Source organism: Hyphomonadaceae bacterium ML37 (assembly GCA_027627685.1).
Classification (GTDB): Bacteria; Pseudomonadota; Alphaproteobacteria; order Caulobacterales; family Maricaulaceae; genus Oceanicaulis.
Genome location: CP091241.1, coordinates 962545 through 977421, shown reverse-complemented (window position 1 = coordinate 977421; position 14877 = coordinate 962545). Strand labels below are relative to the sequence as shown.

The window sequence follows — 14877 nt, the reverse complement described above, 5'->3', positions numbered from 1 at the left end:
GTCCTTCTTATTAGGCGCCGATGACGCCCCGGTCAGTGCGCCGGATCATCACCGTGGCCGAGCGCGGGATCGACTCGCCGCCATCCGGCCAGTGGCTGGTGAAGCGCCCGGCGGCGAAGTCATCGCGCGACGTGGTGGCGCCGGGATGCTGGACATTGATGAACATGGTGCGGTGATCGGGCGTGGTCACCACGCCGGTGATCTCCTGCCCCACCGGACCGGTCAGGAAGCGGCGGATCTCGCCGGTCTCGGGATTGGCCGCCAGCATCATGTTATTGCCGAAGGCTTCGAACGGTCCCCGGTTCATCACGCTTTCGGAGATATCGGTCTGGATCCATAGCCGACGGTTGGCGTCCATCCACAGCCCGTCCGGGCTGGAGAAGCGGCTGTCGGCGTCCAGCGCCTCGCCATTCATGTCCGCGCTGTCGCCTTCAGGCCCGGCAATGACGAACAGATCCCACTGAAAGGTCTGGCCGTGCTGCCCGCCATCCTCATGCCAGCGGATGATATGGCCGAACAGGTTCGGCCCGCGCGGATTGGCGGCGTCGGTGTCGTCGGCGGCGCGATTGCTGTGATTGGTCAGGGTGAAGTAGACAGCGCCGGTCTGGAAATCGACCGTACCCCATTCGGGCCGGTCCATGGGCGTGGCGCCGACGAGGTCAGCGGCGGTGCGGGTGTTGACCAGCACGTCGGCCTGACTGGCGAAACCATTGCTCTCGTCCAGCCCGTTCTCGCCATGGACCAGCGCCAGCCACTCGCCGGAGCCATCCTCGTTGAATTTGGCGGCGTAAAGCACTCCCTCATCGAGTATCTCGCCGCGCGTCTCGCCGGGCACGTAGGCGCCGGCGGAGACGAATTTGTAGATATACTCGCCGCGCGCATCGTCGCCGGAATAGCACACGACGGGCTGACCGGCCTGCGCCGGCGCGAACACCACGCCTTCATGGGCGAAGCGGCCCAGCGTGGTGCGCTTGACCGGCATGCTGGCCGGATCGAACGGATCGATTTCCACCATCCAGCCATAGGTGTTGGGTTCATTGCGGTAATCGTCCTCAGCCGTCTGCGCCGTCGGCGTCGCATCAAAGCGCACATACGCGTCAGCGCCATCGGCGCTCAGGTGCCAGTTATAGCGCGACACATCGGTGCGCACGCCATAGCGCGCATGCTCGCGCGGCAGATCGCCGCCCGTGTTGACGAAATAGCCTGACCAGTTCTCCTCGGCGGCCATATACGTGTTCCACGGTGTCACGCCGTGGGCGCAATTGGCGAAGGTGCCGCGCGTGCGCTCGCCTTCGGGAGAGAACTTCGTTTTGACCAGATCGCTGCCGCGCACCGGACCGGCGATTTCCATCTCGGTCAGGGGCGTGATGCGGCGGTTGCGCGGGTCAGGCACGATGCGCCATTCGCCATCGTCGTCCTCGCGGATGCGCGCGATGGAAACGCCCTGCGCGTTCATTTCCTTGAGCACCATATCAGGATCGCGCGGACCGGCATGATCCAGCGTAGCCGAACCGGACAGGGCCTGGCCCTGAGCCGCCGCGGCGTGCAGGAAGCGCGGCTCGATATATTCGTGATTGACCACCAGCAGGCCGTCGGTGGAGCTGCCCTGCCACGGGTGTTCGCCCTCAATGGGGAAGAAGTGCATGCCGTCATGGTGCATGCCCGCCTGCTCGCCCTGCTCCGCCCCGGTATTGTCCGGGCTGTAGGCCGGCATGGAGCCGGTAATGGGATCGCCCCAGCGATAGATCGCCTTGGCTTCATAGCCTTCGGGCACCACCAGCGTGTCCTGAGTGCTGACCGGGACGGGCGTGAAGCTCAAAGACGGGCCGGCGCCGGCCTCCAGCGCATGGGCCACGCCGGTGGACGCGAACAGCCCGCCCAGCGCTGCGCCCAGCGACCCTTGAAGGAACCCGCGCCGCCCGATGCGGGCGCTGAACACCTGCGCGAATGGCGTATTGCCCGAGCGGTTGCACTCCGGTTCGTAGTCGGGATCGAGCATGTCGCGCATGGGGGCCGCCTTTTCTTGAGAAACTGATCCGGGTCTGTGTCGCATGAATGTCATGACAGTATGACACCGGCATGATCCTCGGCGCCATTAACGTGAATGTGACCGGGAACAGCCAAGTCCCGTTTGCGCTGCGCCCCGCATACGCTAGACGCCATGTCATGACCGATACCGTGTCCGCCAACGACCCGGATGCCCTGGACGCAGCAGCGCGCGTGCTGGCGCGCGGCGGGGTGGTGGCGATCCCGACCGAGACCGTCTACGGCCTCGCCGCTGACGCCACGAATGGCGAAGCGGTGGCGCGCATTTACGAAGCCAAGGGCCGCCCGCGCTTCAATCCGCTGATTGTTCATGTGGACAGTCTGGAGATGGCCGAGCGCCTGGTGAATCTCGGCGAGACCGGACGCGCGCTGGCCCGCGCCTTCTGGCCCGGACCGCTGACGTTGGTAGCGCCGATGCGCGCGGGCTCAGGTGTCGCCAGCCTCGTTACGGCGGGCCTCGAAACACTGGCCGTGCGCTGGCCCGATTCGCCTGCCCTCACCGGCCTGATCGGACGCCTCGGCCATCCGCTGGCGGCGCCCAGCGCGAACCGTTCGGGCGCAGTCAGCCCCACCACCGCCGCCCATGTGCGCGACGGGCTGGGCGGGCGCATCGACCTCATTCTGGATGGCGGCGCCTGCCGTATCGGCGTGGAAAGCACGATTGTCAGCGTCGCTGGCAAAGGCGCGCCGTCACTGCTGCGCCCGGGCGGCGTCCCGCGCAGCGCCATCGAGGCCGTGACCGGTCCGTTGAGCGCCGCTCACACCGAATCGGACCGGCCCAGCGCGCCGGGACAGCTTGCCAGCCACTACGCGCCAAGGGCGCCGGTGCGCCTCAATGCAATCGCTCCCCGTGCAGGGGAGTCCTATCTGGCGTTCGGAGCGCGCCCGGAAGTTGTTGGTTGTGACGTCATTAACCTTTCCGAACGATCAGACCTAGCCGAGGCGGCGGCAAACCTGTTTGCTGCTTTGCGCAGTCTGGACGAGCTTGGACGGCCCATCGCCGTGGCGCCGGTCCCGGATGCCGGACTGGGTGAAGCGATTAATGACCGCCTTCGCCGCGCTGCAGCGGATCGACAAACTACACGCTGAAGATGTAATTTGATATACTCTCGACCAGACAGAAAGTACGCGCATGCAATCCGGCCTCTACGTCACCCGCTTCCGCACTCCGCTCGATGATGCCGGCGGGGTGATCTATATCGACGGCGCCCGCGTCTATGGCGGCGATACGGGCATGTACTATGTCGGCGAAATCGTCACCGAGGGCGAGGAGATCCGCGTGCGCCTGCGGGTGCGACAGCACGACATGCACCGCCAGTCGGTGTTTGGTGATCACTCCGATTTCGCCCTGACCCTGACCGGCCGCCAGAAGGGCGCGGAGTATGTGTTTGAGGGCCGCGCCGACAAGGCGCCGTCCCTGCGCTTTGAAGCCACGCTGAAGCCTGCGCCGCTCTGACCGCGGTCAGATGACCTGCGGCTGAAGCCCCATCGCGCTGGCCAGCGCTTCAAAGCGCGTGTGGGCGCGGTCAATCACCAGCGCCTCTGATCCGGGATCCACCCGCAGCACCAGCTGCTGGCCTGACCGGTCCAGCCGGAACGCATCCAGCACGGGCGCCGACCGCCCCGACAGCGCCGCGCCGAGGCGCAGCGCCAGACCCAGCTTCAGCGCGCCTTGCTCCTGCGCGTCATCCAGGAGCCGCCGCGACGGGCAGGAGTCCGGCCGCGAACGGCGGCCCGCATAGCGGTGATGGAGGGTCAAAGCCAGGAACGCCCGCTCGGCATGAGACGCGCCGCCAAACGGCGCATAAAGGGTCTGCGTGCTCGCCAGCTCGGCGCGGTGATCAGGGTGCATGCGCCCGCCCAGATCGGCCAGCCGCCCGCAGGCGGCGCGCAGCACGACGTCACGCTCTGCGCTGAACAGCACCGGCTCGCCTGCAAACGCCGGCTCAATCCAGCTGGCCAGCGTGGGTCCGAAATCAGGCTCGGGCGAGGCCTGGCTGGCCAGCGCCTCGGCGCCCGCAATCAAAGGATCGCCCTCCGTGATCAGGCGCATATCGTCAGCGCACACCACGCCTTCACGCAGGCCGTAGGCGGAGAACACGACCTTGTCGAACCGGCCCTTCTTGAGGATTCGCCGCATCAACATGGCGGCGTAGGGCAGGAGCGCGGCGCGCTTGGACGACACGCCGGGCACGTTGGACAGCGACGACTCGCTCTGGCTCACCGCAAAATCCGCGGCGCGCGCCACCTGGCCCGGGGTCAGCGCATACTGGTGCAGCAGGCGCAGCGGATAGTCATCCAGCGCCATGGCCAGATGCGCAAAGGCGCGCCAAGCGCCGCCGACCGCGTAGAACACCGGCCCGGACATTTCCAGCTGCGGCGCGGCCTGGGCCAGTAATGCGTCCACCTTGTCGCGAACGCCAGCCTCCGTCACGGCCCCGTCCAGCATGGTCAGCGGTCCCAGCGGCAGGGTCACCGCCGGTCCGGCGCGCCGGCCTTCCAGGGGCGTCAGCTCCAGGCTCGACCCGCCCAGATCACCGGCCAGCCCGTGCGCCTCGCCAATCCCCGCCAACACGCCCAGCGCGGAGCGGCGCCCCTCCTCCTCGCCGGTGAGCACTTCGATCTCGAGGCCGGTCTCGGCCCGGACCAGGGCGATGAAGTCCGGCCCGTCGGAACAATCGCGCACAGCGGCGGTCGCCACCACATGGCGCTGCTCCACGCCCTTGGCGTCCAGCAGATGGGCGAAGCGTCTCAGCGCCCGCAGCGCCGCCTCGGTTCCATCCGGGTTGAGCAGGCCGCTGGCCTTGGCGCCGCGGCCCAGCCCCGCCATGACCTTCTCATTGAAGACCGGCCAGAGCGCGCGGCCTTCCAGCCGGAACAACACCAGACGCACAGAGTTGGAGCCGACATCGATGACGGCGATGTCGCGGCGCGCGGCGGCATCGAGCGCCGGGTCGGGCCGGCGCGGCATGAAGCGCCGCATCACCGGCGCGGACCGACGAAGGGGAAGGCCGGCGGCTGGTCGGTCTTGAGCGCCTGACCGCGGCCTGACAGGCTGGGATTGGTCATGAAATAGGCATGCGCGCTGAACGGGTCAGCCACGCCATCGGTATCCACCCGCACGTAGCGGCCATCGGGCTGCATGTACCAGCTCTGGGTCTCGTCATTGAGATTGGCCACCATGATCTGGTCGAGCACCTGGCGGTGGACGGTGGGATTGAGGATCGGGCACAGCGTTTCCACGCGCCGGTCCAGATTGCGCGGCATCCAGTCGGCGCTGGAGATATACACCTCGGCCTGGGGTGAGGGCATGGGCGCGCCATTGGCGAAACAGGCGATGCGCGAATGCTCCAGGAAGCGCCCGATAATGGATTTCACCCGGATATTCTCCGACAGGCCCGGCACGCCGGGGCGCAGGCAGCAAATCCCGCGAATGATCAGCTCGCAGCGCACGCCCGCCTGGCTCGCCTCATAGAGTTTGTCGATCACGCCCGGGTGGACCAGCGAATTCATCTTCGCCCACACTGCCGCCGGCTTGCCGTCGCGGGCGTTGGCGATCTCCCGGTCGATCTTGCCCAGAATGAACTCCAGCATGCCCATGGGCGAGATCACCAGATGCTCCAGCCCGGACGGTCGCGCATAGCCGGTGACATAATTGAACACCCGGCCCGCATCGCGCCCGAAGGCGGGATCGGCGGTGAACAAGGACAGATCGGTGTAAATGCGCGCCGTGATCGGGTGATAATTCCCGGTGCCGAAATGAGCGTAGGTGCGCAAATCCGCGCCTTCGCGGCGCACCACCAGCGAGATCTTGGCGTGGGTCTTGTACTCCATGAAGCCATAGACGACCTGAACGCCCGACCGCTCCAGATCGCGCGCCCATTTCAGATTGGCCTCTTCGTCAAACCGGGCCTTGAGCTCCACCAGCGCGGTGACGTTCTTGCCGTTCTCCGCCGCCTCAATGAGCGCCGCCACGATGGGCGAGTTCTTGGAGGTCCGGTACAAGGTCTGCTTGATCGCCACTACATCGGGATCGCCCGCCGCCTGGCGCAGGAACTGCACCACCACGTCAAAGCTTTCATAGGGGTGGTGGACGATCAGGTCCTTGGCGCGGATCGCCGCGAAGCAATCGCCGCCGAAATCGCGGATACGCTCGGGGAAGCGCGGCTCATAGGGCTCGAATTTCAGTTCGTTGCGGTCATCCGGGATCATCTGGGACAGCTGGGACAGGCCCAGAAGCCCGTCCACCAGCTGCACATCCTGACGCTCGGCATGCAGATGCTGGACGATGAAGCGGCGCATCTCCTCGGGCATGGACGCGTCCATCTTCAGACGCACCAGCACGCCGCGGCGGCGCTGTTTGAGCAATTGCTCGAACTCGCGCACCAGATCCTCGGCCTCGTCCTCGATCTCGATATCGCTGTCGCGGATGATGCGGAACACGCCCTTGGCGATCAGGTCATAGCCGGGGAAGAGCGCGTCCACGAACAGGATCAGGACCGATTCCAGCGCGATATAGCGTTTGCCTGGGCGGCCTTCCGCATCGCGCGTCTCGCACGGGATCTCGATGAAGCGCTTCACGCCCGCAGGCAGCGGCACCAGCGCGTTCATGACTTTGGAATCGCTCTGGCGGCGCAATTTCAGCGCCACCGCGAAGCCAAGATTGGGAATGAACGGGAACGGGTGGGCCGGATCAATGGCCAACGGTGTGATTACCGGCAACGTGTGCGCCAGGAAATCATCGCGCAGCCAGCTGCGCTCGGCCCGCGTCAGCCCGTCCAGCTCCACCAGTTCAATCCCGTCCGCCGCCAGCGCCGCACGCACAGCGCGCCAGCCCGATTGCTGGGCGTCCATCAGCGCATTGGCCTCGACGTCAATGCGCTCAAGCTGTTCGGACGGCGTCAGCCCGTCCTGGCCGGGCCGGTCGAGCCCGTTGCGGATCTGGGCGCGCAGACCAGCCACGCGCACCATGTAGAACTCGTCCAGATTGCTCGCCGAAATCGACAGAAAGCGCAGCCGCTCCAGCGACGGGTGGCGCTCATTGCCCGCCTCTTCCAGCACACGCCAGTTGAACTGCAGCCAGGACAACTCCCGGTTCAAAAACCGGTCGCGCGGGCTCGCCGGCGCCGCCGCTGGCGCGTCAATCGCGTCCGGTCTGTCTGGCGTTGAGGATGTGCGCGGCGCTTCGGTCATCTTGCCGCTCCTTTGTCCGGCCGCCCGGATATCGCGATTCCGCTCATGGCGTGGCCACAGTTTCCAGCGCTTCGCGCGCCAGGGTGCGCGTCACCGGCCCCTTGCGCGCCAGCGCCTCGCGGTCGAGCCAGGCCACCAGACGGCGCGCAAACTCCACCGATCTCTCCATGCGCGGCAACAGGTAATCCAGCACGCCCGGCGCCAAGGGCGTGCGCCGGTCGCGCACCAGCTTCTCCATCACCTGGCGCAGCAGCGCATCATCGGGCTCGTGCAGCACAGCGGTCTCGGCGGCCAGAAGGCGCGAGGCCAAGTCCGCCAGCGTCACCGGCCACTCCACCGGCGCACGCGCCGCCGTCATCAGCACCGTCACGCCGGCATCTCCCGCGGCGCGGTTGAGCAGGTGAAACAGGCCCGGCTCGTCGACGCCCAGATGACAGTCCTCCACCAGCACCGCGCCGCCGCGCCCCACCTGCCTGATCCCTACGGCGAGCGTCGCCGGGTCGAGGCGCAGCGCATCGGCGCGCGCCGCCCAGATGGACGACAGATGCGTTTTGCCTGCACCGGCCGGCCCGACCAGCAGCAAATGGCCATGGCGCCAGCGCGGCCAGCGATTGACCAGCGCCAGCGCCGAGGCGTTGGCCTCGCTCACCGCATAGCTTTCGGCCCGGTAGTCCGGCGCCAGGGCCAGGTCGAGGGCGAGCTGGGTGCGGGTCATCGACGGCTGCGGACCGTCCATCCAAGGTCGGCATCACGCTCCAGCCGGGCGCCGCGGGCATCAAGCTCCGAGGCCAGCTGCTCGCGCGCGCCGCGATGGGTCAGCACCATGGCTGCGCCGGTGCGCGACAGCGCGTCCAGACGCGCCGATTGCACCAGCGAGGCGCCCGCCACCGCGCCCTGAAGGCTGCGCCATTCGGTCAGGGTGGAGAACAGTATGGTGATTTCCAGCTCGGCTTCCTCGCCGCCACGCACGACGGACCGGCGTTTCCAGTCTTCTTCGCGGCGCTCCACGATCCGGCGCGCGGCTTCACGAAAATCGCCCGCCCCCGCCACGCTGGTCAGGTCCTCGCGCGACGCGCCGTCCGGTCCGAAGGTCAACACCACGCCCACCGTGCGCACCTGGCCGCCCCCGGCGCGCGCCAGCACCACGGCGACGGTGTTCACCTCATAGGCGTCGGCCAGCGCGCGCAGCGCCGTCTCGTCGATCCGGCGCGCTTCATCGGCGCTGATCAGGCCAAGCCCCAGCGGCTCGCCGCCCGCGCCCTGACGCGATCCCAGGCCAATGAAGGGCGTCAGTGCATTCTGAAACCCGCCCGAGCGCCAGGCCTCATGCCAGCCCCCGCTCCACAGCGAATCGCCGCCTTCGCCCTCGAGCACAGGCACCACCAGGACCGGCGACGCCTGGCTTTCCACAAACGGCACGTTGCGCTGGGCGAAATAATCGCGCACGGCGCGCGGATCGAACTGCAAGGTCAGGTCCCCGCGATAGCGCGTGGCCGAGCGCTGCTCGTTGGACATGCGCAGGCCCGCGATCAGCCCGGCGGCCTCTTCGGCGCTGATCGTGCCCAGGCCCGCCGCGGCCCGGTCTTCAGCCAGCGTCATGCGCGCGATCAGGCGCTGGGCGCCGCGCACCTGACCGTCGGACATGGCCCGGCGTTGCGCCTCGAAGGCGTTGTCCGCGGTGGCGTCAATCTCGATTCCCGCCACGGTGTAGGGTGTGCGCGCCTGCGCCGGCGCAGCCCAAAGACCCGCCGCCAGCACCAGCGCGCCCGCGATTGCCTGCATCAGCCTGAGTGTCATGGCCTCGCCTTTCCAGCCTGTACGCCTGTCGCCGCCGACTATACGCCGCACCGCGCCGGGGTGAAGCCCCGCGCGGCGCCCGCCCCTCGCCAAGGCGCGCGTTCGCAGGTATGCACCCGGTTCATGTCCGCCGCATGAAGGAGGCCCGCCTTGGCGCCCCGAAATCCACCCGAGCCGGGTCTGACCTATGCCGACGCCGGCGTTGATATCGACGCGGGCGATGCGCTGGTCGACGCCATCAAGCCGCTGGCCAAATCCACCGCGCGCCCCGGCGCCGACGTGATGCTGGGCGGATTTGGCGGCGCGTTCGATCTGAAAGCTGCCGGTTTTAAAGATCCGATCCTGATCTCCGGCACGGACGGGGTCGGCACCAAGCTGAAACTGGCCATCGACACCGGGCGTCTCGACACGGTGGGCATCGACCTGGTGGCCATGTGCGTCAACGACGTGCTGGCCCAGGGCGCCGAGCCGCTCTTCTTTCTTGATTACTTCGCCACGGGACGTCTCGACCCGGTACGCGGCGCGGCCATCGTGTCGGGCGTCGCCGAAGGCTGCCGCCGCGCCGGCTGCGCGCTGATCGGCGGCGAGACGGCGGAGATGCCCGGCCTCTACACCGGCGATGATTTCGATCTGGCGGGCTTTGTCGTCGGCGCCGCCGAGCGCGGCGCGCTTCTGCCGCGCCACGAAGACATGCGGGCGGGCGATGTCCTGATCGGCCTCGCCTCCTCCGGTCCGCATTCCAACGGCTATTCGCTGATCCGCAAGACCGCCGCGCGCGCCGGCCTCGGCTGGACCGATCCCGCCCCGTTCGCGCCGGAACGCCATCTGGGCGAAGCGCTGCTGGAGCCCACCCGCATCTATGTCAAAGCCCTGCTGCCGCTGATCCGTTCCGGCCAGATCAAGGGCCTCGCCCACATTACCGGCGGCGGGATCACCGAAAACACACCGCGCATGCTGCCGAATCGTCTCGGCTTCGAGGTGGATTACGCCAGCTTCGACCGCCCTGCAGTCTTCGCCTGGTTGCAGGAAACCGGCGGTGTCGCCGAGGCGGAAATGCGCCGGACGTTCAATTGCGGGATCGGCATGATCGCCGCCGTGGCGCCCGCTGACGCCGACGCCGTATGCGCGGCGCTGAACGCGGGGGGCGAGGATGCGCGCGTGATCGGCGCGCTCACAGCGGTCTAGGGCCATGGCGCGCGTGCGCACAGGCGTGCTGATCTCCGGGCGTGGCTCCAACCTGCTGGCTCTGCTGGACGCCGCCGCCAGTCCTGACTTTCCGGCCGAGATCGTCTGCGTCATCTCCAATCGCCCCGGCGCGGGCGGTCTGGCGCGCGCTGAGGCGGTGGGCGTCACCGCCCTCACCGTGGATCACAAGACATTCGCGACCCGCGAAGACTTCGAAGACGCGCTGCACGCCGCGCTGACCGATCAGGGCGTGGAGCTGGTGTGTCTGGCCGGCTTCATGCGCCTGCTCACCCCCGGTTTCGTGAATCGCTGGACGGGGCGGATGATCAATATCCACCCGTCGCTTCTGCCCTCGTTCAAGGGTGTCGACACCCATCAGCGCGCGCTGGACGCAGACGTGAAGCTCACCGGCGCCAGCGTGCATTTCGTCAGCGCGGAGATGGATGCCGGACCGATCATCGGCCAGGCCGCCATCCCCGTCCTGCCGGGCGACAACGCCGAGGCGCTGGCGGCCCGCGTCCTCGCCGCCGAGCATCAGCTCTATCCCGAATGCCTGCGCCAGATCGCCAGCGGGCAGGCGCGTCTTGAAGACGGGCGCGTTGTCCTGACGCGCGGCGCCGCGCCGGACGCGCGCCTGGTCAATCCGCCGGCCCGCGGCTGAGGCGGCCTCTAAGCGATGCCTAGCGGTTCAGATGATGCATCCACTGCCGGTGGCGCTCATAGTGGCGCAAGAGGTCGCGGATCAGCTGAACTGACGTATAGCCGAACACGTCATAATGACGCCCGCCATCGCTCAAAAACACTTCCGCGCGCGCCGGTTCGGTCTCGGGATGCTTGCCCGGATAGGTCTTGAGCACCACGCCGTAGACAAAATCCGGTCCGGTCTCGTGGCCTACGACGAGCCGGGCTTCATCGTCTTTCGTCTCCACCTGGCCTGTCAGGCCCAGCGTCTCCATCTCGGCGGCCACCTCGGCGAAAGCGGGCGCGGCCGTGCCGCTGATCCAGGCGGTCACCTCCTTGATGTCGGGCCGCGCAAACATGAGCTTCAGGCGCACCCGCCACGGCACCGCCACGCCCGACACCGGCAGCTGAACCGCCGTTTTCACCCCGGCCCGGCGCGCAGTCTCCATGGACCAGGCGCGCACCAGGCCGATAAAGGCCAGGAAGATCACCAGCGTGAAGGGCAGCGCCGCAGCGATGGTCGCCGACTGGAGCGCGGCCAGCCCGCCGGCCAGCAGCAGCACCGCCGCCACCAGACCCTCCAGCACCGCCCAGAACAGACGCTGCCATAGCGGCGAGGTGAGCGATCCGCCCGACGCCAGCGTCGCCTTCACCAGCGAGCCGGAATCCGATGAGGTGACGAAGAAGGTCGTCACCAGAAGGATCGCCGCGACCGACGTGATCGAGGCAAAGGGCAGCGTGTCGAGGAAGGCGAACAGGGCCAGCGGCGTATCGCCGCCGCGCACCACGTCCACCAGCGGCGCCGCCGCGTCGGCGAGCGCGATCTGCAGCGCGGAATTGCCGTAAACCGTCATCCACAAAAAGGTGAACAGGGTGGGCCCGAGCAGCGTGCCCAGAATGAATTCCCGGATCGTGCGCCCGCGCGAGATGCGCGCGATGAACATGCCCACAAAGGGCGACCAGGATATCCACCAGCCCCAGTAGAACAGCGTCCAGTCATTGATCCACACGCCGTCGCCATAGGCGTCGACATTGAAGGTGAGCGTGGCGAGGCTGGAAATGTATTCGCCGATATTCTGCACATAGGCGCTGATCAGAAACAAAGTCGGCCCGGCGATCAGCACGAAGGCAAGCAGCGCCACCGCCAGCCCGAGATTGAACACCGACAGCCGCCTGATGCCCGCATCCAGCCCGGCGAGCACAGAGGTGGTGGCGATCAGCGTGATGACGGCGATCAGCGCCACCTGGATCTCGGCTGACACGCCGATCCCGAACAGCGCGTCCAGCCCTGCATTGATCTGGGTGACGCCATAGCCCAGCGAGGTCGCCACCCCGAACAGCGTGCCCAGGATCGCCAGCACGTCCACCGCATGGCCGATGGGCCCGTAAATCCGGTCGCCGATCAGCGGATACAGCGCCGAGCGAATGGTCAGCGGCAAGCCATGCCGGAAGGCGAAATAGGCCAGGCTCAGCCCCACGATCGCATACACCGCCCAAGCGTGGACGCCCCAGTGGAAGAAGGTCAGCACCATGGCCTCTTGCGCGGCCTCGCGGGTCTCCGCCTCGGCATAGGGCGCGGTGAGATAGTGCGTCATCGGCTCGGCGACGGCGAAGAACATCAGCCCGATGCCCATCCCGGCCGAGAACAGCATCGCGAACCAGGTCAGGAATTTGTATTCCGGCTCGCTGTCCTCAGGGCCCAGCCGGATACGGCCCCAGTCCGACAGCGCCACCACGAAGGCGCCCACCAGAAACACGCCTACGCCCACCGAATACACCCAGCCGAGATGGTGGGTGATCCAGTCGCGCACCGCGGAGAACGCCGCCTCGGCGGACTCGCCCGCCAGCACCGCAAACGCGACCCCGGCTATGGCCAGCGCCGCAGCGGGGAAGAACACCGCCGGTTCGATCTGTTTCATGGCGTGTCCTTTTGGGTGGTATGCACGGCGCCATCGCGGCGCCAGTCGTTCAGTGCGGGTCCGAGCGCGTCTTTCAGCGGGTCAAGCCAGGGCTCGAACGCGCGCCATTGCTCCAGGCCCCTGGTGTTGATCGGCTGGCGCACCTGTTCGGAACTGGCGGTGCGCACCTCGCGCCTGGTCTGGTGGAAGGCGACGCAGGCCGGTTCAAACGCCAGCCCGCAGAAATCGAGAATCCGGCGCACCTGGGCTTCCACATCCTCGACCACGTCTTCGTAGATGACGCGCAATATCTGGCCGGGCAGCACGCGGTCCCAGTGATCCATCAGGTCCACATAGCCGCGATAATAGCGCCCGATCTCCTCCAGCCCGTAAGTGAACTCCTGTCCCTCGGCGAAGAGCTGCTTGAAGCCGGAGAAACAGCACGCCATCGGCGCTCGGCGCGCATCGATGATTTTGGCGTTGGGCAGGATCAGTTTGATCAGCGCGATATGCCTGAAATTATTCGGCATTTTGTCGGTGAAGAAGGACGCGCCCTTGCGGTGGATTTGCGTCTCCTCGATATAGCGCCGCCCCATGGCGTCCAGCGTTTCGGCGTCCAGCTCGTGCAGGACGCGCGGATAGCGGGTGCGGTCGCTGACCCGCTGGCGCTCGCGCAAGCCATGGGACAGGGCCAGGATGTTAGGCAGCTCCAGCGTGCCGTCCACCTTCGAGTGGGAAGCGAGTATCTGCTCAAGCAAGGTCGAGCCCGCCCGCGGCAGGCCGACGATGAAAATCGGATCGGGTGCGTCATGCCCCTTGCCGCCCCGGGCGGCGAACAGGTCTGGCGTGCAGATCGCCGCCTGGGCGGCCAGCTCTTCTTCCATACCGTCAGCGGTATAGCGTGTCTGGACGCGCTTGAGCGTGTTGCCCCGCTCATAATAGGCGAAGGCGCGCTGCGTCTCGCCGGCATCCTCATGCGCCTTGCCCAGCGCGAAGCAGAGATGGATGCGGCTGGCGTAGGAAATCTGGTCTGACGCCTCCAGCGCGGTCATGCGCGCGCGCTCGTCCGCTGTAAATTTATAAGTCTTCAGATTGGCCAGCGCATACCAGGAATCGCCCTGGTCAGGCCGCGCCTCGATCGCGGCGCGGTAGGAGGCGATGGCTTCATCGGTGCGCCCGCACGTCTTCAGCGCATGGCCGCGCGACGTCAGCGTCGCCGGATCGCCGGGAACCCGCTTAAGGACTGCATCGAAGGCCTCCAGCGCCGTTTCGTGATCGCCGGTCTGCAGGCTTTCAATGGCGAAATGGGACAGGAAGAGCGGATTATCCGGATCGCGCGCCTTGAGCGCCCGCGCCTGGTCCAGCGCGGCGGCGAATTTCTGGCGCTTGCGCAGCACAGCAATGTAATCGAGCTGCACCTGGATATTGTCCGGCTCGAACGCCAGCGCGCTTTCCAGCAGAAACTCGGCGTCGTCGAGCACATTGAACTGCACTCCGATGGCGGCCAGCAAGCGCATGGCCTCCACATCGCGCGGGTGCTGCTGGACATAGGCGCGGCACACATCCTCCGCCCGCGCCAGCCGTCCTTCATAGAGATGATGCGTCACCGCCTGCAGCGCGTGCGGCAGGGCGTCCACTCGGTCTGCCTGGGCACGCGCCTGCGCGGCTTCAGGCGCACGCTTCATCGCATCCAGAATATCGCCCTGCGCCCGCCAGCTGGCGGTCAGGGCCGGATTGCACTGGGCAGCCCGCTGAAACGCGCTGAGCGCACCGGCCATGTCGCCACTGGCCCGGCGCAAATGCCCCTGCTCCTGATAGGCCCGGCCAAAATCGGGACTGGCCGCGATCAGGCGCTGCTGGAAGCCGTGCGCCTCAACGCTGCGCCCCTCATAGCGCGCGCACACCGCCGCGATATAGAGCGCTTCCAGATCGGACGCATTGTGCTCCAGAAGGGCCTGCGCCATGCCCGCAGCATCGGCGAAGAGGCCCGCCCGGACCAGAGACTGGGCCTGGCGGATCGTGTCTGGCGGTGCATCCTCAGTCGTTGTCAAGCAACACCTCTGCAACAGAAAAATGG

Annotated in this window: 11 protein-coding genes; 4 read left to right on the top strand and 7 right to left on the bottom strand. The window is 67.2% G+C overall.

What is annotated here, in order from left to right; translation table 11 throughout:
* Positions 1-10: 10 nt before the first annotated feature.
* Positions 11-2008, bottom strand: a complete 1998-nt coding sequence (locus tag L2D01_04790) for a PhoX family phosphatase (protein ID WBQ11103.1) — start codon at positions 2006-2008, stop codon at positions 11-13.
* 158 nt (positions 2009-2166) lie between these two features.
* Here L2D01_04790 and L2D01_04785 point away from each other — a divergent pair, with 158 nt between their 5' ends.
* Together L2D01_04785 and L2D01_04780 are read left to right on the top strand one after the other, a co-directional pair.
* Entirely contained in the window at positions 2167-3135 is a 969-nt protein-coding gene (locus L2D01_04785) for a threonylcarbamoyl-AMP synthase (protein ID WBQ11102.1), read from the top strand.
* A gap of 43 nt (positions 3136-3178) precedes the next feature.
* Positions 3179-3502, top strand: a complete 324-nt coding sequence (locus tag L2D01_04780; protein WBQ11101.1) for a hypothetical protein — start codon at positions 3179-3181, stop codon at positions 3500-3502.
* Between the two features lie 6 nt (positions 3503-3508).
* On the opposite strand, the gene L2D01_04775 is transcribed toward L2D01_04780, so the two are convergent.
* The 4 genes from L2D01_04775 to L2D01_04760 are packed head-to-tail and all read right to left on the bottom strand — an operon-like array spanning position 3509 to position 9036.
* Positions 3509-5017, bottom strand: coding sequence for a Ppx/GppA family phosphatase (locus L2D01_04775; protein ID WBQ11100.1), 1509 nt, complete (start codon positions 5015-5017; stop codon positions 3509-3511).
* An 11-nt stretch (positions 5018-5028) separates the two neighbouring features.
* Positions 5029-7239, bottom strand: a complete 2211-nt coding sequence (locus L2D01_04770; GenBank protein ID WBQ11099.1) for an RNA degradosome polyphosphate kinase — start codon at positions 7237-7239, stop codon at positions 5029-5031.
* Between the two features lie 43 nt (positions 7240-7282).
* Positions 7283-7954, bottom strand: a complete 672-nt coding sequence (locus L2D01_04765) for a chromosomal replication initiator DnaA (protein WBQ11098.1) — start codon at positions 7952-7954, stop codon at positions 7283-7285.
* Complete coding sequence (locus tag L2D01_04760) at positions 7951-9036, bottom strand: DUF2066 domain-containing protein (GenBank protein ID WBQ11097.1); 1086 nt, start codon at positions 9034-9036, stop codon at positions 7951-7953. Before L2D01_04760 ends, L2D01_04765 begins: the two co-directional genes overlap by 4 nt.
* A 150-nt stretch (positions 9037-9186) precedes the next feature.
* On the opposite strand from L2D01_04760, the gene purM reads away from it, so the two are divergent.
* Together purM and purN are read left to right on the top strand one after the other, a co-directional pair.
* Positions 9187-10221 carry a phosphoribosylformylglycinamidine cyclo-ligase gene (gene purM, locus L2D01_04755; GenBank protein ID WBQ11096.1) on the top strand — a complete coding sequence of 345 codons (1035 nt, stop codon included), beginning with the start codon at positions 9187-9189 and terminating at the stop codon, positions 10219-10221.
* Between the two features lie 4 nt (positions 10222-10225).
* Positions 10226-10882, top strand: a complete 657-nt coding sequence (purN, locus tag L2D01_04750) for a phosphoribosylglycinamide formyltransferase (GenBank protein ID WBQ11095.1) — start codon at positions 10226-10228, stop codon at positions 10880-10882.
* 19 nt (positions 10883-10901) lie between these two features.
* Here the strand turns inward: purN and L2D01_04745 are convergent, their stop codons facing one another.
* Both L2D01_04745 and L2D01_04740 read right to left on the bottom strand, forming a co-directional pair.
* Entirely contained in the window at positions 10902-12821 is a 1920-nt protein-coding gene (locus L2D01_04745) for a BCCT family transporter (GenBank protein ID WBQ11094.1), read from the bottom strand.
* Positions 12818-14851 (bottom strand): sulfotransferase, encoded by a 2034-nt coding sequence (locus L2D01_04740; GenBank protein WBQ11093.1) that lies wholly within the window; start codon positions 14849-14851, stop codon positions 12818-12820. The genes L2D01_04745 and L2D01_04740 overlap by 4 nt, the downstream gene beginning before the upstream one ends.
* Positions 14852-14877 lie beyond the last annotated feature (26 nt).

Coding starts and splice junctions, on each gene's coding strand:
- L2D01_04790 (WBQ11103.1), bottom strand. CDS start 2,008: ATGCGCGACATGCTCGATCCCGACTACGAACCGGAGTGCAACCGCTCG.
- L2D01_04785 (WBQ11102.1), top strand. CDS start 2,167: ATGACCGATACCGTGTCCGCCAACGACCCGGATGCCCTGGACGCAGCA.
- L2D01_04780 (WBQ11101.1), top strand. CDS start 3,179: ATGCAATCCGGCCTCTACGTCACCCGCTTCCGCACTCCGCTCGATGAT.
- L2D01_04775 (WBQ11100.1), bottom strand. CDS start 5,017: ATGCCGCGCCGGCCCGACCCGGCGCTCGATGCCGCCGCGCGCCGCGAC.
- L2D01_04770 (WBQ11099.1), bottom strand. CDS start 7,239: ATGACCGAAGCGCCGCGCACATCCTCAACGCCAGACAGACCGGACGCG.
- L2D01_04765 (WBQ11098.1), bottom strand. CDS start 7,954: ATGACCCGCACCCAGCTCGCCCTCGACCTGGCCCTGGCGCCGGACTAC.
- L2D01_04760 (WBQ11097.1), bottom strand. CDS start 9,036: ATGACACTCAGGCTGATGCAGGCAATCGCGGGCGCGCTGGTGCTGGCG.
- purN (WBQ11095.1), top strand. CDS start 10,226: ATGGCGCGCGTGCGCACAGGCGTGCTGATCTCCGGGCGTGGCTCCAAC.
- L2D01_04745 (WBQ11094.1), bottom strand. CDS start 12,821: ATGAAACAGATCGAACCGGCGGTGTTCTTCCCCGCTGCGGCGCTGGCC.